The sequence below is a fragment of the Labrenzia sp. THAF187b genome, assembly GCF_009363375.1.
GTDB lineage: Bacteria > Pseudomonadota > Alphaproteobacteria > Rhizobiales > Stappiaceae > Roseibium > Roseibium algicola.
In genome coordinates, this window is the sequence record NZ_CP045344.1 from 3,099,721 (window position 1) to 3,118,706 (window position 18,986).

The 18,986-nt window shown below is 59.6% G+C and carries 17 protein-coding genes and 1 tRNA gene; 8 read left to right on the forward strand and 10 right to left on the reverse strand.

Going from position 1 to position 18,986, the window contains the following annotated elements; translation table 11 throughout:
- Window positions 1-128 precede the first annotated feature (128 nt).
- Window positions 129-1,196, reverse strand: coding sequence for an AI-2E family transporter (locus FIV03_RS14155; protein WP_152509996.1), 1,068 nt, complete (start codon window positions 1,194-1,196; stop codon window positions 129-131).
- A 257-nt stretch (window positions 1,197-1,453) separates the two neighbouring features.
- Here FIV03_RS14155 and FIV03_RS14160 point away from each other — a divergent pair.
- From FIV03_RS14160 to FIV03_RS14180, 5 genes are all read left to right on the forward strand, one after another.
- A tRNA-Ile gene (locus FIV03_RS14160) sits at window positions 1,454-1,530 on the forward strand.
- A gap of 73 nt (window positions 1,531-1,603) precedes the next feature.
- A complete protein-coding gene (locus tag FIV03_RS14165) occupies window positions 1,604-1,831 on the forward strand; it encodes a hypothetical protein (protein ID WP_152509997.1) in 228 nt (75 codons plus the stop codon).
- A 234-nt stretch (window positions 1,832-2,065) separates the two neighbouring features.
- On the forward strand, window positions 2,066-2,929 hold the full coding sequence (locus FIV03_RS14170) for a glycosyltransferase (protein ID WP_173013845.1): 864 nt from the start codon (window positions 2,066-2,068) through the stop codon (window positions 2,927-2,929).
- 62 nt (window positions 2,930-2,991) lie between these two features.
- Window positions 2,992-4,119: a hypothetical protein gene (locus tag FIV03_RS14175; RefSeq protein WP_152509999.1), complete on the forward strand. Its 1,128-nt coding sequence runs from the start codon at window positions 2,992-2,994 to the stop codon at window positions 4,117-4,119.
- A 5-nt stretch (window positions 4,120-4,124) separates the two neighbouring features.
- Window positions 4,125-4,946 carry a hypothetical protein gene (locus FIV03_RS14180; RefSeq protein WP_152510000.1) on the forward strand — a complete coding sequence of 274 codons (822 nt, stop codon included), beginning with the start codon at window positions 4,125-4,127 and terminating at the stop codon, window positions 4,944-4,946.
- Here the strand turns inward: FIV03_RS14180 and FIV03_RS14185 are convergent.
- The 9 genes from FIV03_RS14185 to FIV03_RS14225 all read right to left on the reverse strand — a co-directional run bounded on the left by FIV03_RS14185 (window position 4,937) and on the right by FIV03_RS14225 (window position 15,225).
- Window positions 4,937-5,386 (reverse strand): hypothetical protein, encoded by a 450-nt coding sequence (locus FIV03_RS14185; RefSeq protein WP_152510001.1) that lies wholly within the window; start codon window positions 5,384-5,386, stop codon window positions 4,937-4,939. The genes FIV03_RS14180 and FIV03_RS14185 overlap by 10 nt on opposite strands.
- Window positions 5,387-5,389: 3 nt before the next feature.
- Entirely contained in the window at window positions 5,390-7,573 is a 2,184-nt protein-coding gene (locus tag FIV03_RS14190; RefSeq protein ID WP_152510002.1) for a glycosyltransferase, read from the reverse strand.
- Between the two features lie 47 nt (window positions 7,574-7,620).
- Complete coding sequence (locus FIV03_RS14195) at window positions 7,621-9,597, reverse strand: caspase family protein (protein ID WP_173013846.1); 1,977 nt, start codon at window positions 9,595-9,597, stop codon at window positions 7,621-7,623.
- 20 nt (window positions 9,598-9,617) lie between these two features.
- Window positions 9,618-10,211 carry a hypothetical protein gene (locus FIV03_RS14200; RefSeq protein ID WP_077292291.1) on the reverse strand — a complete coding sequence of 198 codons (594 nt, stop codon included), beginning with the start codon at window positions 10,209-10,211 and terminating at the stop codon, window positions 9,618-9,620.
- Window positions 10,212-10,804: 593 nt separating this feature from the next.
- Window positions 10,805-11,968 carry a M20 aminoacylase family protein gene (locus tag FIV03_RS14205; protein ID WP_152510004.1) on the reverse strand — a complete coding sequence of 388 codons (1,164 nt, stop codon included), beginning with the start codon at window positions 11,966-11,968 and terminating at the stop codon, window positions 10,805-10,807.
- Complete coding sequence (locus FIV03_RS14210) at window positions 11,969-12,784, reverse strand: ABC transporter permease (RefSeq protein WP_062487980.1); 816 nt, start codon at window positions 12,782-12,784, stop codon at window positions 11,969-11,971.
- A gap of 1 nt (window position 12,785) precedes the next feature.
- Window positions 12,786-13,514 carry an ABC transporter permease gene (locus tag FIV03_RS14215; protein ID WP_023000374.1) on the reverse strand — a complete coding sequence of 243 codons (729 nt, stop codon included), beginning with the start codon at window positions 13,512-13,514 and terminating at the stop codon, window positions 12,786-12,788.
- An 80-nt stretch (window positions 13,515-13,594) separates the two neighbouring features.
- Window positions 13,595-14,374 (reverse strand): transporter substrate-binding domain-containing protein, encoded by a 780-nt coding sequence (locus FIV03_RS14220; RefSeq protein WP_023000375.1) that lies wholly within the window; start codon window positions 14,372-14,374, stop codon window positions 13,595-13,597.
- 77 nt (window positions 14,375-14,451) lie between these two features.
- Entirely contained in the window at window positions 14,452-15,225 is a 774-nt protein-coding gene (locus FIV03_RS14225; protein WP_152510005.1) for an ABC transporter ATP-binding protein, read from the reverse strand.
- A gap of 299 nt (window positions 15,226-15,524) precedes the next feature.
- Between FIV03_RS14225 and FIV03_RS14230 the strand changes: the two genes are divergently transcribed.
- The 3 genes from FIV03_RS14230 to FIV03_RS14240 are packed head-to-tail and all read left to right on the forward strand — an operon-like array spanning window position 15,525 to window position 18,980.
- Window positions 15,525-16,169, forward strand: coding sequence for a TetR family transcriptional regulator C-terminal domain-containing protein (locus tag FIV03_RS14230; RefSeq protein WP_031269085.1), 645 nt, complete (start codon window positions 15,525-15,527; stop codon window positions 16,167-16,169).
- 10 nt (window positions 16,170-16,179) lie between these two features.
- A complete protein-coding gene (locus FIV03_RS14235) occupies window positions 16,180-17,376 on the forward strand; it encodes a pyridoxal phosphate-dependent aminotransferase (protein WP_152510006.1) in 1,197 nt (398 codons plus the stop codon).
- Complete coding sequence (locus FIV03_RS14240; protein WP_152510007.1) at window positions 17,367-18,980, forward strand: 5-guanidino-2-oxopentanoate decarboxylase; 1,614 nt, start codon at window positions 17,367-17,369, stop codon at window positions 18,978-18,980. The genes FIV03_RS14235 and FIV03_RS14240 overlap by 10 nt, the downstream gene beginning before the upstream one ends.
- Window positions 18,981-18,986: the final 6 nt, after the last annotated feature.

Consider the following 18,986-nt stretch of genomic DNA (forward strand, 5'->3'; position numbering starts at 1 on the left):
CAGTTTGTTCGATGGCCGGACACTCGCTTGTGATTGCGGCGGCGTAATGACGGTTGTGTTCATCTGCCGTTCATCGGCAAAACCCGGCAGATGTCCTCGAAAGTCGTTTGAAAATCTTCCCCGGAGGCCTAACCCGTGGTGCCGGTCTTGCCCGACAGGCCGCCGACCTCGCCGGTCTGCGACAACAGAATCGCAATCGGCCTGGAACCTTCGAAACGGGCGCAGACGATCACGATCATCACCGTCAGCGGGACGCACAGAACCATGCCGACAACACCCCAGATCGCCCCCCAGAAGGCCAGCGACAACATGATGACAAGGCCTGACAGATTGAGGTTGGATCCCATCAGGCGCGGTTCGACCAGATTGCCGATGGTGAACTGGATGAGGCCGAGGCCCGTCGCAATCGCAATGAAGGGACCCAGCGTATCGTAATAGACCACCGCCAGGAGGCTGGGAAAGATCACGCCGATCAGCGAACCGATGGTTGGAATGTAGTTGAGCAGAAAGGCAATGAAGCCGAACAAGGCCGCGTAAGGCAGGCCGATGGCGATCAGAACAAGGCTGGTCAAAACGCCCGTGGCAACCGAGACGGCGGTCTTGATCGAGAAATAATGCATGATCGAGCGGTTGATCTCGGCCCGCATGGCAAACGCGGCTTCCGCCCGCTCGGGCGAAGGAAACAGACGTTCGAACTTGCGGTCGAATGTCGACTGCTCGAACACCAGGAACAGGACATAGATGAACACAAGACTGGCCGACCCGGCCAGCGTCGTCACCAGGCTCGCCCCCGCGGTCACCATGCGCGGCACGATGGAATCGGGCAGAAGGTCCTTCAACTCGATCGGGTCATTAAGGTGCAGTTGGGTGGATGCCTGGGTGAAGAGTTCTTCCAGCCGCCGCTGATAGGTTGGTGCGTCCAGTGCAAGCTGGGTGAGATTGACGGTCACGATGTCGAGCACCACGGTGCTGGCAAAGAAGATCGTCAGCAGCGCCAGTGAAAACGACACCAAGCGGGGCAAGCGCCAGCGGCCAAGCGGAATATGCGCAAAGACATGTGCCAGCGAGTTGATCATGTACCAGACGATCAGGGCGATCACGAACGGCAGGATGAGGGAACGCCCGACCACCAGCAGCCAGCCGATCATGCATACAAGCAGGACACTCAGCGTGGCGGTGAGAAGCGGTGATCGCATGGTGGCTCCGGCGGGCGAGTTTGGCAGGTCTATTCCCCGGGCGACTCGTCAAAGGCCCGGCTGCCTCATTTAGACCCGATGGCGCAGGCGAACGGAACCGCTTTTTCCATCAAGGCGATCCAGACCTTTAGAGAAATGCTTCCAACGCTCCACTTTCCCAACCTTTTTCACCCTGCCGTTGCAAAGCACTTGCCCCGGAGATTGGCCATGGTATAGGGAACCAGACGCAGGGCCTTGCAAAGGCTTCGCCCTGCCGTGGGCCTGTAGCTCAATTGGTTAGAGCCGTCCGCTCATAACGGATTGGTTGGGGGTTCGAGTCCCTCCGGGCCCACCATTTTTCTTTTCTCCCACTCGCATTTGCCGGCCAAAGAAAGCTGGTCTTCTTCTGTTGACGTGCAGTCGCGGAATTGCTCAATCGCTGGCGTCTGCCTGGCGCTGTTGCGGCATTGGGGAGGACCGGCAGTTCGCCGTTCACGATCACCGCAGCGGCGCTGGACCAGGATGTGGCGCTTGTCGATGCGGGGCTGAATTTCGGCGTGACTGACAACCTCAACATCACTGCCGACTACACCGGTTCCTTCTGTGAGCGCCGGCAGGACCACACTTTTGCGGCGAAACTCAGGGCAAGGTTCTAAGAAGGCGGGCATGGGTTTATACGGTCTTGTCGATCCCGTTAGCAATGGCTGACGAAAACGAAAGATGCCCCCGATGCTGGACGAGGCCATGTTAGGCGCTTAGCTTTAATCGGACGGCCAGAGGGTGTCCCATGTGGGCCACATCGTCGATCAAGTCAGCCACGTGCTGCAACGATGAACGGATGTGCACACACTCGACGGTCTTCATGATCGGACATGAACGGGAATGTGAGTTTGACTTCCTACACGCAGGTAATAGCGCATTTCGAGAACGGTGAATTTGCAAAGGCGCAGCATGCCGTTTCCGCCTGCCTGCAGGAGACTTACGCGAATATTCATCGCTTCGCCCTGAGGGAAAACCTTCAAAACATATATGGCACGAAGGTTTCGGTGATTGTCGTTTCCCATCGGGGCGGCCTTGAGGCCTGCGAGGTTGGCCGGGGTATCGAAGAGTTCATCCGTCGCCCGGACGTTGAGTTGATTTTCGTCGGCAATGGGCCTGGAGCCGCTGAGGGGACATCCGGCCCGTATGCTGACAAGGCGCGGGTATTCGGCTTGCCGGAGAATATCGGCTGTTCGGCGGCGCGAAACGTTGGTGCCTACGTCGCACGGGGGAGCTGCCTTCTGTTTCTGGACGATGATGCATCGACGGGCGCGGCAGATCTTGATCTGCTTGCCGGCACCTGTATCGAGCGCGGGGCCACGGCTGTGCGCGGGCGCATTGCGCCGAAGTCCGGTGCCGGATTGACGGGCAACCACTACAATCTCGGTGACAGTCTGAAGCCGGCGCCGCCCACTACTGAGGGGTTTTCCGCCTGGCAGGCGGCAACCTTCGAAAAATACGGCGGATTCGATCCGCTTCTGGCGGGGCACGAGGGCATGGATCTTTGTTGCCGGATGCTGGGCGAGACGGATGCGGAGCAGTTCCTGTATCAGCCCGGCGCAGTGATGCGTCACGACTATGCCGGAGACGACCGGCAACGGTTGCAGAAGGTGGAGAAGCTTCAGCTTTCGGACAGGTATCTTGCGTATAAGGGGATCGACAAGGACCGGGTTGCCGTCGCCTTCAAGGAGGTTGAGAAGGCGGATGCTGTCTGACACGTCAACGAAAGCGCCGTTCGCACGCGGGAACGCGGTCAAGACCTTTCCGGGCAAACTGCATGGATAGGCCTGACGAAACCTGGCTGAGCCAGCGCTTCTGTTCCAATCCGTTCGACCGGATCGAGACCCAGCCGAACCAGGACATTCACTTTTGTCCCGCAGCCTGGCAACCGGCTGCAATCGGCAACCTGTCTGACGATCCTGAAGCCGCCTGGAACTCGCCCAAGGCCCAGGAAATACGGCGATCGATCCTTGAGGGTGACTTCTCGCATTGCTGCCATCTGGAATGCCCGCGTATCACAGGGCGTGATCTTCCCGCGCGCGAGGAGATCCTGTCGGAAAAAGACCCGTCTCCTGCGGTGGCCTACTATCGGGAGATCATCAAGACTGGCAGGACCCGACTGGACAAGCCTCCAGCGTGCGCCAGCCTCGGTCACGACCTCAGCAGCAACACGGCCTGTCCTTCGCGGGCGGCAAAACCGGTTCAACTGAAAAAATACGATGCCGACCGGCTCGACTGGATTGTCAACGAACCGTATGCGCGCTTTCTGTCACAAGCCGACCGAATAACCATCGGCCGTGAAGGCGAACCATTTGCCAGCCGGCACTTTCTGAATTTCCTGAAGACCTATTGCGCGGAGAGAGAGCCGAGAAAGGCGCTGGACCTCCACACCAATGGCCTGCTGCTGACGGAAGCTGTCTGGAACCGGCTCGATCTTTGGGGGCATGTCGGCAGCGTTCATGTGTCTGTCGATGCCGCGACCCCTGAAACCTATAATGAACTGCGGCCAGGCAGGCAGTTGGTTCAGCTCATGCCCAATTTGTCTTTTCTCGGCCATTTGCGCAGGCTGAAAGCCATAGACTCCTTCCAAATGGAGTTTGTCGTCCGGCAGGAAAACTACACAGAGATGCCGGACTTTGTCCGTCTTGCACGCCGGGTTGGGGCAACAGGTGTTCTGTTCCTCCGGGTTCACGATCAGCAGGTTCGGGCGGAAGGTGAAGGTCCTGCGGTCGATGTCGCTGACCCTCGCCATTCTGATCATGAAGCGTTGCAGTTGATCCTCGAAGACCCGGTTCTGAATGCGCAGGACGTCGAATTGGTTGATCTGGGACTTGCCCCACGGCACAGGGACGTTTCCGGGGCAGCGTGCTCAGGCGCAACGCCTGATCTGGTTCGGCAAGGCTGAAGTCCATGGTGCATCATCTCATCCTGCTTTCATCGGGAAGAAGCGGCACGCATCTGCACCAGACCATGATGCGGAACGGACTTGAAAAGGCTGTCGTTCTTGGGGAGCTGTTCAACCCGTCGTCCCCGTTTGGTCTTGAAGCCCAGGCGCCGGACTTCATCGCAATGCTGGAAGAAGAAAGCGGCATTGAGGTCGACCCGGGCAAGGCAAGAGCGCTGGCCAACTTTTTCAGAGACGATCCTGTCTTCATGCTGAGTGCGCTCGCCAGGGTTTGCGACCGCCTTGGACAGGACTATCTGTGCTATTCGATCCTGCCGAAGCAATTGGCCGGCAGGTCGATCGAAGACATTCTGTTCCGGTTTGACTGCTCCTGCACCTTTCTCACAAGGCAGAGGTTTGCCAGATATGTCTCTCTCGTAAAGGCGCGGCAGCTCGGGGCCTGGAAGTGGGTCGATACCACGTCCCTGAAACCGGAAATAACGATGGAAGGGTTTCTGGAAGACGCCCGTTCCACTGACGACTGGTTTCAGTTCCTGTCGGAAAGGGCGCTGACTGCGGGGCTGGACGTTCGGCACCTTTCCTATGGCACTGATCTCAACCAACCGGCCCGGACCGCCTTTTACAGCCTGCAGCGGAAGTATCAGGGCATCTGTGAGCTGTCGGCCTTCGATTTCAGCCTGATCCCGGATTTCAAGCAGGAGCGGGAGGCCGATCCTTTCCGGTCGATTGGCAACGGCGAGCACATGCGGGATGCACTTCATCAAGCCTCCTTGCTCGATTATGCCTTTGCCGAGCCCGCCGTCTTTTCAGCGGATGGTTATGTCTGATCCCCTTTCGGCAGCGATTGAACATAGCCTTCCGGCGACGTGCCGATGGTGAACTCGAAATCCGGCGACCAGCTCTCCCGGATGCGGGCTATCCGGCGTTGGAGATAGAGGTCCCAGTTGGCCGAGGCACCACATCGGGGAAGATCCGACGACATCGGCAGGGTTTCGAAAAAGAGGCCTCTGCTTCTGAGTGCGGAGAAGTATCTGGGCGGGCACACGACGACGATCGTTTCAAACTCCGCGAGCTTCTCCAACTGGTTTTTCAGCGCGCTGGACAGGTGATCGCCTGCCTCATCGAGCGCCCAGACAAGCGCGACTGTTCCTTGTCTGCGGTGTTCCGACAAAAGGGCTGCGCTGTGCTTGGTGTTGGTCTCAAGTTTCCGGATGCTGCCGAGGGCAACCTGTAGTCCGATCTTGCGAAGGCGGCGTTTGAAAGACACGGTTCAACGCTCCTCCAGGGGATTTGCGGGAAGCTGAGCGACCGCCTGCAACAGATGCGCAGTCTGCAGCGCACCGTTCCACCAGCCGGACTTTCTGAGGCACGACCGAGCCAGCGATTGGCGGAAATCGGGATCGAGCATCTGCACAAGATGGTCTCCGATTGCGTATGGATCCTCGGCAGGTGAGGTGAGGTTCCACCCTGCGCGCGCGCCATACTCCGCGCGGGCTTCCTGCACATCCATGATCGGGTTGCTGTTCGGAATGAAGATCGACGGCAGCGCGGCGGCAATGTTTTCGTGAAAGGTATTGTATCCGGCCGCGCAGACGGCAAAGTCGAAGGCTTTCAGGTACTGCCCGAGCGGATAGACCTTCCGCATCACCAGGCGCTCATGGAAATCCGCGTGCTCCTCGAAATGAAGCGGGGACCTGACATCGACCGCGATCACCTGCTGGTGCCTGTCCAGAAACTCCAGCAGACGTGCCCGGGGAAGGGACATGTCGAAATTTGCTTCCGAGCCAAGTTGCACGAGACAAAGGATCGCGTCGTCCGGCAGGTTCAGCGCCCGCCTTGCGGTGGTTCTGTCAAAGAGCTGATCTCTTGGCGTCATCAACACCGGGTCGACCCGGGTGACGCTGTTGGGGTTGGGGCGTGAATAGCCTTCGTCCAGGGGCGCGCAGAGTTCCCCGGGTTCGATGATTGCGTCGAAGAAGCCTTCCCGGGAGATGCTGTTGGGCTGGGGCGTGCGCCAGAGGCCGCGCCGGATCCAGACGCTGGTGGCGCGGCCGTAGCTTTCAACCGCGTCCACGAAACCTGCGTACGGCAAGTTGCCGTCAAACAGTGTGAGGCAAGGCTGGTAGTGGCTGAGCGCCTCGCGCATTTCCTGAAAGAAATAGCTGTTCCAGGCTTTGAAATCCAATTCCAGTCTCTGCCGGAAAGGCCGGAATTCGGCGAGATATCCCATGGATCTTGCAATTTCGATTGCTTCGGAAAGCGAGAAGAAAACGACATTCGCACGCGGGCCTATCGCCCTGGCGATGGCAAGCTGCCGGGAGAGATGCCCGAGGCCGACGCCGTTGGAAGTGATCGTGAGCACGACCGGGGCAGGGGCGGGTCTGCGTGTTTTCGGGGCAGGCAGGGCGGCGACGGAGGGTTTGGCGATTTTTTCGAATTTCGCGGTGAACTGGTCCAGGCTAAACCGTTCCTCCACAAATGTGCGTGCTTTTCGGGAGGTTGTTTCATAGAGCTGAGGATCCGTTCGAAGCTGCTCATAGACCAGTGGTGCTTCGTCCGGCTCGGCATAAAGGCAGGCATCGGAAAAACTGGTTTCCATATAGCGCGGAACGACGCAGGGCAGTCCGGTGGCAAGGGCTTCGAGCACACAATATCCGAACGCCTCGATCAACGCTTTGGAATGAAAATAGCTGTAGATGTCGAGCCCTTGAAGAAATCCGGAAATCGGTCCCTTCGAGAACGGCAGAACCTGCCAGTTGGACGGCAGGTCCTCGAACTGGTCCACGAAGCTCTGCGGCAGGCCCATCATGCGGAAGGCAAAGTCCGTGGATTGCGGATAGCAGGTCGTGGCAACCGATAGAGACGGCCATTTGTCGGCGCTGGGGCGACTGTGGCGGCCGATGACCAGAGGGGATTTCGGTTCCCGGGGTTGTTTCTCCGGATAGTCGGCCAGATCGATCAGATTGGCCCAGCTGCCCTCATGAAGGGCGTGGGACAGGCCGTTCATCGCAAGGTCTTCGCGCACGATCTCGCTTACCGGCAGGAGTTTGAGCGAGTGGCCATACCAGTCGGCGATGAGCGTCGACCAGTGATCTGCCGGAAAGGCACGTTGTCCGTCGCGGTTTCGTATCGTCTGGTGCACGACAAGGTAGCAGGCATCCGCATCGAAACGAGTGCGGCATTGCACCCGTTTGTCCAGCAAGGTCGGGTGATACAAAAGCGCGACCCTGGACCGCGGTCTTTCGTTCTGCGGAACAATGACGGTGCCGGTAGCCCTGATCTCGGAGAGCACGGATGCGTTCAAGGTCCGGTTTCGGGAAAAAAAAGTGGAACACAGCGGTATGATACCGGCTCTCAGCCCGGCTTTCTTGCAGGCGCGAAGATCATATTTGAGCGATGTGGACGTCCCGCCGGGAAAGCGCAGGTCGGCCAGGTAAAGGACATCAAATTCCATGTGCCGGTCGGCTCCCCAGGAAATCCATCAAACGATCTTGCCGGAAATCACGATGGGGAGCCACCATAGAGCCGCCAGGACTCCAGTCCGCGGTTGAAAAGAGGGCCCGGAACACCATCCAGCGTGCCCTCGTAGTATCCGGCAGACTGCAGTCTGGTCTGGATTTCAAGGATGGTATCGCGCGACCAGCTGCGGGCGTCGGAGGAAATCTTCGCAAGTGTTTCGCCGCTGTCCACCGTCAATGCGGACAACAACAGTTCCGATGCCTTTTGTGGTGATTTGTCGGTGTGGAATCCTTCGTCGTAAATCGCAGCGGCGGCAAGGGCGCCTTCCGCGTATCCCTGCTGCGCGGCCAGTTCGAAATAGGCTGCGGCGTCTTCGGGGGTCTTGTAAATGCCTTCCTTGGCAAAGACGCCCAGATTGTAGGTCGCTCTGGCGGCACCTTCCGAGGAGGCGTATTCCAGAAGGGTGATTGCACGCGGAACATCGCGCGCCCCACCTGTGCCGTTATAGAGGGAAACTGCAAGGTTGATTGCCCCATCGGCGCTGCCGTTGGCGAAGGCCCGTTCGAACAACTCGCGGGCTTTCAGCAGGTCCTTGGGAAGCCCCTGGCCGAGTTCGTAGAGAAGGCCAAGGCTGACGAGTGCCCGGGTGTCCCCGGCAGCTGCTGCCTGCTGATAGAGATCGACGGCAATCTTGGTATCGCCGGCGGCTGCCCGTGCCCGCGCAAGCAGGGCCTTGTAGTGCGGCACATCCGGATAGTCCTTGACGGCCTGCTCGCAGGAATGAATGGCCGCCCCGGAGTTCTTTGCCAGAAGGTTGAGAGAGACGCCGCGGTAGATGACGGTTGAATCGTTCGGGTGTGTGGTGAACCGCCTGCAAAGTTCGGATTGCGTCAGATTGTTCGGATTGTCGGGCATCATCTGGGTAACAAGCGTTTTGGCCTGTTCCAGATACTGCCCGTCCGGAAACCGCTCGATGTAATACTGCAGCAGCGCCCGGTTACGGGAGGCGAGGGCGTTGGACCAGATTTCCTCTTCCAGACTTGCGAGGCCGACCGATGGCGTCGGCAGGACGCCGTTCGTGTCCTTCAGAGTTCTTTCGAGGATCGTTTGCGCTTCATCGACAAACCTGCCTTCCGGATAGCGCTGCAGGTACAGCTGGATCAGCCTTGGGTCTTCCTGCTGCACCGACAGCTTCCACAGGCCCGCTTCAAGGTCGCCGTCCGACTCCGGGCCCGGCTTGAAATAGAAATCGGGTTTGACCGAGAACTGTACGTAAGGAACCTGGGCGCCACCGGTTTCCTTGCGTACGTTCTGGTTCACGTCCGCCAACACGGACAGGACCTCGCGGCCGGAGGAGTGCATGTAGGACAGGAGCGCCGTCGCGTAGGGACTGTTGTCACCCGCGCCATCATAGGCAACCTTGCCCGGTTGTGTGGCGTAGCCGATCAGAAACCCGCTGACATCCGGCGGTGGTGCCAGGCCCACTTCCAGGCTCTTGATGCGGTCCTGAAACGGGTTGTTCTGGCAGGCGTCCAGGAAGACCATCTTGAAGGCGCTGCTGCGCCCGACAAGCTTGAGCAGCTCATCGAAATGGATGCTGTCGCTGACAAGCGTATCGATGTCACTGATCCGTGAATCAACCGGAATGAGATAGTTCTTGCCCGCCAGTTGAACGCCATGCCCGGCGTAATAGACCAGCACGACGTTCGCGTTGCGCCGAATGGTTGCCTGGGAGAACTCTTCGGCCTTCTTCAAGAAGGACTCCTGCGTTGCATCCAGGATCAAGGTGACGTCGAAGCGAAGGGTCTGCAGGGTTGCCGCGATACTCTCCGCATCATTACGCGCATTGGGGAGTTTCTCGCCATTGTAGTTGGAATTGCCGACGATCAGCGCCATACGCGTGTCAGTTACTAGCTGCTGGGCTCGTGAGGTTTCAGGTAAGGAAACCGAGACAACGAGTATCAAGCCTGACAGAAGCAGGACCTTCTCGAGAAGTTGCCGGACCAAATGCAATTTCATGGTTTGGAACCGCATTCCGCTCAAATTGAAATCATGGACGCCAGATTGACTTCGACCGCCGCGATGGTCTCGGTCAGGACAGCTCGCTGTTGCTGCTGCAGGTTCGTGATGACAGTGTCCTGGGACCGAACGATCTGAATGCGCTGAACCTTGCTGATGCCTTCGCGGACCGCTTCAAGAGCTGCTTCACCGCTTTCGGCCTGCTCGACTTTCACAACCATTTCGCGGACAATCGGCAGGGCCGACTGCGCAACAGCGCTTCCGTTTTCCGCTTCACGCGCCAGCCGGTTTTCCAGATCCTGCAGGACTTCGGTAATGCATCGGACCGGTTCGATGCCGCGCAATACCTTCTGCTTACAGCGTTCGCAGGCGTTATTGACCCGAACACGGTTGTTCAGGAACCGCTCGAGAATGGCTCGTTCCCGGGCCACGGTTGTCGGTTCTCCATCGCCTTTCGGAATGAGGAAAAACGGTCTGACCGCTTCCTTGCCGGAGCCTGCCTTGACGCTTGGGGATTCGCTTTCGTAAGCGGCGATGGTGATCGGCTTGCCGTTTGGATTTTCCAGCTTGCTGCCTGCGGCTGACGGGTCAAAGGACTCATCAAAGGGCAGCATCGTGCTCCTCGAAAAAATCTGCTGTGCGTCCGAAAGCTGCCAGGACGTATTCTTGACAGGATCGTTCAGGGCCTGCGTGCTGGCCTTGGCCGAACTTGTCGCGCCTGTTAGCCAGGCCACCAAAATAGACGCAATAAATGATAGGAAACCGAGCATCTTACGCTTGGTAATCTCTGCCATACTTCACCGAATTTTTAAAACTGACTTAGCGTTCTATGACACTTTCATCAGATAATTGAAAAATTTGCATTGTCGGCGACACACTACATCCTATCAAGTGCAGAGGTTTAGTGAAGCAAAAATTCGCGCCACCGCCTGCCTTGCGATCGGGCTTCCCGCCCAATGGGGCTACTGTGAGAGCTTTAAAGCCGTGGTGACCCGGTGTGTGTGCGTTTGAATTTTGCAGGTGAAGCGTATTGCTCCGGCCGAGACGGGGTTTCCTGTCGCGAAACAACGGGATAGGGGCAGGCCAGGTGGCCTGCCCACTATTTTGGGAATTTTCGTCCGGTGGCAATATGAAGGCGCCTGGTCGGTGAAATTTCACCAGACGCTCCGTTTGCAGGCGGGTTCAAATTGTGGTGATTGCCCCTGCCTTACCTGCTCGACAGGAAATCTTCCGCCAGCTCCACCCAGAAACTCGTGCCGATAGGCAGGATGTCATCATTGAAGTCGTACTTGGGGTGATGCAGGGGCGGGTCGCGATCGGTTCTGGCAGTGCCTAGCATGAAGTAGCAGCCGGGCCGTTCTTCCAGGAAATAGGCAAAGTCCTCGCTGCCCATGAACGGACGGGTGAGGTCTGTGACTTTTTCCTCTCCGGCAAATCGTCTGGCAAGGTCACGCAGGTAGCCGGTCTCGGCCGTGTGGTTGATCATCGGCGGATAACCGCGCTCATAATCGACCTCGGCCCGCATGCCGTAGCTGGCGGCCTGTCCTTCGGCGATCATGCGGATACGCCGTTCCAGCTCGTCGCGCACATCCGGTTCCAAAGCGCGAACCGTCAGGCTCATTTCGGCCCGCTCGGGGATCACGTTGCTGGCGATCCCGCTGTTGAAGGCACCGACCGTGATCACGGCAGACTGCAGCGGGTGGATGTTGCGCGCGGCGATGGTCTGCAGCGCCATGATGATGCTGGCGCCGCACACGATCGGGTCGGATGCCGCCTGCGGTTCTGCGCCGTGGCCTCCATGGCCGACAACGGTAATCTTGCACTCGTCGGCAGCTGCCATCATCGGGCCGTCCCGGAAGGCAAATTGGCCGAAGGGCAGGCTCGGGTCATTGTGAAGGCCGAATACGGCATCGCATGGGAAGCGCTCGAAGAGCCCGTCGTCCATCATCAGCCTTGCGCCGCCGAAGTTTTCTTCCGCCGGCTGGAAGATCAGATGCACCGTTCCGTCGAACTGCTTGCGTTCCGAGAGGATTTTCGCGGCGCCGAGCAGCATGGCCGTGTGGCCATCGTGGCCGCAGGCGTGCATGACGCCGGGATGGGTACTGGCATAGTCCGCCCCGGTTTCCTCCAGGATCGGCAGGGCGTCGAAATCGGCCCGGATGCCGATGCTCTTTTGCGAGGTGCCATTGCGCAGGGTTGCGACAATGCCGGTTTTTGCCAGGCCACGCGTAACCTCGTACCCCATCGCAGCCAGTTCATTGGCGACGTAGTCCGAGGTCTTGAATTCCGACAGGCCGATCTCGGGGATCGTATGCAGATGGCGCCTTGTGGCGACGATTTCGGGAAGGAAGTTGGACGACTGAACGGTCATTTACGCACCACGGCTGGGGATACGGTTTTCCAGGAAGCGGAACAGCAATACCAGAATCCCAGTGAGACACATATAGATCAGTGCAAGCAGCAGCAGAGGCTCATAAGTGAGATATGTATCCTGCCGAACTCTTGAAATGATCGCATAGACATCGACCACCGTGATGGTCGCGACAAGTGGTGTCGATTTCAGCTGCAGCACGGTTTCGCCGCTCAAGGTCGGCAAGGCACGGTAGATGGCGCGCGGTAGCCAGATGCGGCGGAACATGGTGAAGCGGCCCATGCCAAAGGCACGCGCGGCTTCCAGTTCGCCCCTTGGCACACCGGCAAATGCTCCGCGCATCACTTCCCCCTCATACGCGGCAAATGACAGCATCAAGGCCGTGAAGCCATATGGCCAGGCCTGACGCAGATAGGGCCAGAACATCGACTGCCGGATTTCCGGATACTGCGCGAACACCGAGCCGAGGCCGTAGTAGAGCAGCCAGAGTTGCAGAAGCAGTGGGGTGCCGCGGATCAATGTGCAGAAACCGCGGGCCAGCCAGGCGAGCGGTCTTGGTCCGGTGACCTGGACAAGGCCCAGGCCTATGGCAAGGAGAAAGCCGACGGCAGCCGTCGAAAACAGCAGAAACAATGTTTCCCAGATGCCGTGGAGCAGCTTCCATTGGTATTTCGGCAACCAGTCCCACCGCAGGAACCAGATCGCGCAGAAGACGATGCCTGCGAAGACGGCAAGCAGGAAGATCCTGTGCGGTTCCAGCAGTCGGCGTGGCGGCGGCGGAACATAGGCGGGCATCGTGATCTTGGTTTCGCTCATCTCACACGGGCCCCGCTATGCCGCGCCTTGCGCGTTTTTCAATATGGGCGATGACGCGGTTCGAAACCAGCGTCAGCGTGAGATACATCACGCCGGCGGCGCAATAGAACAGCATGTAGGCCTTGGTGCTGCCGGCTGCCTGGCGGGTCACAAGCGTCAATTCCGAGAAGCCGACCACGGCCAGAAGGGCAGTATCCTTGGTGGCGATGAGCCAGAGATTTGAAAGACCCGGAATGGCATAGGGCAGCATGGCCGGCAGGGTGATGCGGCGCAGTGTCTTGAAGGGCGACATGCCGTAGGCACGGGCTGCCTCTATCTGTCCGGGTGGTACTGCCTTGATGGCACCACGCAGGACTTCGGTCGAGTAAGCGCCCTGGACGACGCCGATGACGAAGATGCCGGCGGCAAGGCCGCTGATGTCGACCCTTGGCAGACCGACCAGCATCAGCAGCGAATTCACCGCGTCTGTACCGGCATAATAAAGCAACAGGATGAGGACAAGCTCGGGAACGGCTCGGATGACGGTGGTGTAGACCTCAAGCAGGTCGCGCAGGATCGGGCCGCCGTAAAGCTTTCCGAAGGCGCCGCCGATGCCGATCAGCAGACCCAGGCCAAAACCGCCGACGGCGAGCTGCAGCGAGGCTGCGAAGCCGGCGAGTAGAACTCCGCCCCAGCCCGGTGGCGACAGGGCGAGCAGATCGAGATTGAGAAATCCGGAAGGGGCAGCCATCGGCAGCGGTCAACCTTGCTTTGAAAGTGTCCGCCCGCGCCCGAGGGCGCGGGACGGTTTCCTAAGGGTGATCCGGCCGCTTAGCCGCCGTAGATGTCGAAGTCGAACCAGTTCTTGGAGAACGTTTCATAGGTCCCGTTTTCGCGGATCGCCTTGATCGCGGCGTTGACCTTGTCCTTCAGTTCCGTGTCGCCCTTGCGCAGGCCGACGCCAACGCCTGCACCGAGGATCGCCGGATCGTCCTGGACGTTGCCCTTCAGTTCGCAGCAGGCACCCGCATCGGACTTCAGGAAGGCGTCGAGCGCGATGGCGTCCGCCTGGACGGCGTCGAGGCGGCCAGCGGCGAGATCCTGGTTGGCTTCATCCTGGGTCTGGTACTGCTTGATCTCGGCAGCGCCTTCGCCGAAATACTTCTCGGCATAGTCGGCATGAATGGTCGAAACCTGAACGCCGATGATCTTGCCGGACAGGCCTTCCGGAGTCGCGTCGAAATCGTCACCCTTCGCACCGATGATGCCGGTCGGAGTGTTGTAGTACTTGTCGGAGAAATCGATGGTCTTCAGGCGCTCTTCGGTGATGGACATGGAGCCGATGATCATGTCGATCTTGCCGGATGTCAGGGCCGGGATGATGCCGTCCCAGGCAACAGGCGTGACGACGCAGTCGAGTTTGGCTTCCGCGCAGATCGCGTCCATGAATTCGATTTCCCAACCGATCCACTTGCCGCTGGAATCGGGCGAGGTGAACGGCGGGTAGGGCTCGGCTGCGACGCCGACCTTTACTTCCTCAGCCATGGCGCCGGTGAAGGCGGTGGTGGCCAGTGCGGCGGCTGCGAATGCTGTCTTCAGAATATGTTTCATGCTGTTCCCCTGTTTTTTTAGACTTCTCATGCCGGACCTTCCGGCAGGACCTCCCCGCGAAACGTCTGCGGGAGGGTCTAGTTGATCGAGCTGATGAATTTCTTCAGCCGCTTCGATTTCGGGTCGCCGAACACCTGGTCCGGCGGTCCCTGTTCCTCAATGATGCCGTTGTGCAGAAAGATGACGTGACTGGCGACTTCCCGCGCGAATTTCATCTCGTGGGTAACCAGGATCATTGTCCGCTGTTCACGGGCCAGATCGCCGATGACGCCCAGGACCTCTCCGACCAGTTCCGGATCGAGAGCGGATGTCGGCTCGTCGAACAACATGGCGAGCGGCTGAACGGCAAGAGCGCGGGCGATGGCTGCACGCTGCTGCTGACCGCCGGACAGGAAGGCCGGATAGGCATCCTGCTTCTCGTGCAGTCCGACACGGCGCAGCAAGGTTTCGGCGATGCCGACGGCCTCGTCGCGTTTCATGCCCAGAACGTGGATAGGTACTTCAATCACATTTTGAAGCACTGTCATGTGCTGCCACAGATTGAAGCTCTGGAAAACCATCGCAAGCTGGCTGCGAATGCGCTCGATCTGCCTGCGGTTGGCAGGGCGCAGGCCATGGTGGCCGTCGTTTTTCAGGTCGATTGTCTCACCATGGATGGTGACCGACCCGGCGCTGGGCATCTCAAGCATGTTGATGCAGCGCAGAAAGGTTGATTTGCCGGAGCCCGATCCGCCGATGATCGCAATCACGTCGCCCTGCCGGGCCGTGAGCGAGACACCCTTGAGCACCTCAAGAGCTCCGAAACGTTTAAAGAGGTCGCATACCTCGATGGCTGGCGCCGCTGGTTCCATCCTACCGCCATTGCCCGGCCTGAGCCGGTGCACTGTTGTTTCTGTTCCCCGCTGACCTCGTCTTTTTTGCCGGTGCGGCGTCAGCTCTCCGCCCGGTAAGTGTTGTCAGCTTTGCACTTGTCTCGTAATTATTCAACCGTATAATAACGAAAAAATCGATGCCGGTGCGTCATGCGACCGGAGATCATGGCGGAGGACACAAGAATGGCGCAGGAGGCGAAAGCGATGGCTGCAGCATGGTGCCTGACTTCGCCTATGAACCCGCCAGTGCGCGGAATTCTGCCGGTCCGGAGCCTGCCATGAGCCGTCGTCCGTTCCATCGCGCAAGTGAGGCCGAGAGACGTCAGGATCTCATCCGGGCGACGCTGGATTGCATTTCCGAATTTGGTCTGCGCGGCGCGACCGTTCGTGAAATCGCGGCACGCGCCGGTGTCACCCCCGGCCTGATCCGCCATTATTTTTCCAGCAAGGACCAGATGCTGCAGGATGCCTATCGGGAAGTCATGACCGGAATGACATCCACTGTGGCGGCGGCTGCCGATGGTGATCAGCAGAGCCCCAGGGCACGACTGCACGATTTCATCGTGGCCAACCTGACGCCGCCGGTTGCCAACGCACGGACGTTGTCGCTCTGGGCTGCTTTCATCAGTCATGTGCGCGTCGATCCGGCCTTTGCCGAAATCCACCTCGAGAGCTATCTCGCGTTTCGGTCTGTGCTGGAAACCCTTGTCGCCGAGGTGCTGGCCGAATCGGGTGAGCCACCCGATGCAAAGCGGTGCCGGGAGCTGGCAATTGCGATCAACGGCGTGATCGACGGTCTGTGGATCGAAGGCACGCTGGTGGGCCACCTCTTTTCCGAAACGCCCCTTCCGGGCGTTGCCATCCGGTCCGTCGAGGCATTGCTTGGCGGAATAAGCCTTGCCGCCAAACCACACTCTAACTGAGAGACCGACTATGCGTTATGCGTCGATCACCGACCGCCTTGCCCACCTGGGCTCGGGAAAATGGACTGTCCACATCAAGGCGCGCGAAATGGCGGCTGCGGGCGTTCCCGTTATCGAGCTGACGATCGGCGAGCCGGACATCCTGCCCGACGAAGCCTTGTTCGAGGAAGCCAACCGGGCGATGAGGGCCGGCCGTATCCGTTATTCCAACGGCCGGGGCGAGCCGGGTATCGTTGCTGCATTGACGGAAAAATATCGCAAGCGCCGGCCTGACGTGAACGAGCAGAACGTCCTGTGTTTCCCAGGCACGCAGACTGCCCTTTTTGCGGTGATGCTGGGCCTTGTGGAGGCCGGCGACGCCGTTCTGGCAGGTGATCCGCTATATGCCACCTACGAAGGCGTTATTGCCGCGACCGGCGCGCATATGGTGCCGGTGCCGCTCCGCCCTGAAAAGGGTTTTCACCTTCAGGCGGAAGATCTTGAAAAGGCAGTCACTCCGGACAGCCGGGTGCTCCTGCTCAATACACCGCACAATCCGACCGGGGCGACGCTGACGGCTGGGGAAATTGCCGCCATCGGTGAGGTTTGCATCAAGCACGACCTCTGGATGGTCTGCGACGAGGTGTATGAAAAGCTGATCTTCGAGGGAAGTTTCGCTTCCCCCTTCGACCAGCCGGCGCTGGCGGACCGGACTATCGTGGTGTCCTCTATCTCCAAATCTCACGCCGCCCCCGGCTTCCGGTCCGGCTGGGCAATCGGTCCGGAAGAATTCTGCACGCGGTTGCTGGCGGTTTCCGAAACCATGCTTTTCGGCGGACAGCCGTTCATCGCGGACATGACGGCCATGGCGATTGCCGGAGATTTCGACACTGCCGAGCGCATGCGGGAGAGTTATCTGCGGCGGGCGAAGCTCATCATCGGGCATCTGTCCGGACACGGTGCCCTGAAGCCCATGATGCCGGAAGCTGGCATGTTCCTGCTGGTGGATGTCAGTGCAACGGGACTGGATGGTGCCACCTTTGCCGAAAGGCTGCTGGAGGAAAAGCAGGTCGCGGTCATGCCTGGGGCCTCCTTCGGTGATCAGGCGACGAATTTCATCCGGTTGTCGTTGACGGTGGCCGATGAAACGCTTTCCGAAGCAACAGACCGCATCGCGGCCTTTGCGGACAGTCTCGGCAAGGACGAGGAGAACCGCAAATGGGCGTAGTGACCAAAACGGTCGGTGAGGCTTTGATCGATATTCTTGAGGCCAATGGCGTGGAAGCCGTCTTCGGCATTCCCGGCGTGCACACGGTCGAGCTTTATCGGGGGCTGGCTGCCTCCGAAATCCGCCACATCACCCCGCGCCACGAACAGGGGGCCGGGTTCATGGCGGACGGATATGCCCGCGTAACCGGGAAACCCGGTGTCGCGCTGGTGATCACCGGCCCGGGCCTGACCAATACGATTACCGCGATGGCCCAGGCCTATCAGGATTCCGTGCCGATGCTGGTGATCTCGGGCGTCAATGTACGCGCAAGCCTTGGCCATGGCCGGGGCAAGCTGCACGAGTTGCCGGACCAGCGCGCCATGATGGCACCGCTTGCGATGATGACACACACGTTGCTGGAGCCCTCGGACCTTCCGGCTGTCATGGACCGTGCCTTCGCGATCCTGCAGTCGCGGCGTCCGGGGCCGGTCCATATCGAAATTCCAACCGATGTGATGGTGGAAAAGATTGCCGTTGGAGACCTGCGCGCATCAAAAGCCTGCGGCCCGCGGGCGGCTCAGGCACACGTGCGAGAGCTTGCCGAAAAATGTCGCAAGGCCCAGCGCCCGGCGATCCTGTGCGGTGGCGGTTCCGTTGCTGCCGCAGACAAGATCCGATTGCTGGCGGAGCGGATTGACGCGCCGCTGATCACCACGGTCAATGCGCGGGGCATGTTTGCGGGGCATCCGCTCTCCGTTCCGGCCAGCCCGAGCCTTGCCGCCGTCCGGGACCTGCTTGCAGCCTCCGATCTGGTGATAGCGCTCGGCACGCAGATGGGCCAGACGGATTACGACATGTATGCCGATGGCGGCTTTCCGGAGCTAGCTGATCTGGTGCGGGTGGACATCGATGCAGACCAGCTTGCCCGGGGTCCTGAGGCTGCGCTGCCGGTCCTCTCCAGTGTTGACCAGTTGCTGGACGACCTTCTGCCGCTGCTTGAAGGTCCCGGTACGGAGGCGGAGGGTGCTGCACGGGCCAAGACTTGCCGAGAGGCGGTTTCAACCTGGTTGAGCCCCAAGATGCAGGCGGAAATCGGCGTTCTGGAGACGATCCGCGAGACGTTGCCCGGCTGCATCATCGTCGGTGACAGCACGCAGGTCATCTATTCCGGCAACTTGTCCTTTGAAGCAGGCCGGCCGCACGGCTGGTTCAACGCGGCAACAGGTTTCGGTGCACTTGGATATGGCCCTCCGGCCGCGATAGGTGCCAGCATCGGCGAACCTGACACACCTGTGATCTGCCTTGTGGGTGATGGCGGGCTACAGTTTTCGCTTGCCGAAATCGGCTCTGCCAGGGATTGCGGAGCCAGGGTGATTTTCCTGGTCTGGAACAACGACGGTTATGGCGAAATCCGCACCTACATGCTGGATTGCGGGATTGAGCCGGAAGGCGTGACACCATCAGCACCCGATTTTGGCAAGATCGCCGAAGCCTATAGTTTGCCGTCCGTGCGTCTCGATGACGTGTCGGAACTCGGGACCGCTCTGAAGCGGTTTTCAGACCTGTCCGGCCCAAGCCTGATCGAAATCCACGAAACAGGCACGCGCGGGGCCACAGTCTGACGCGAG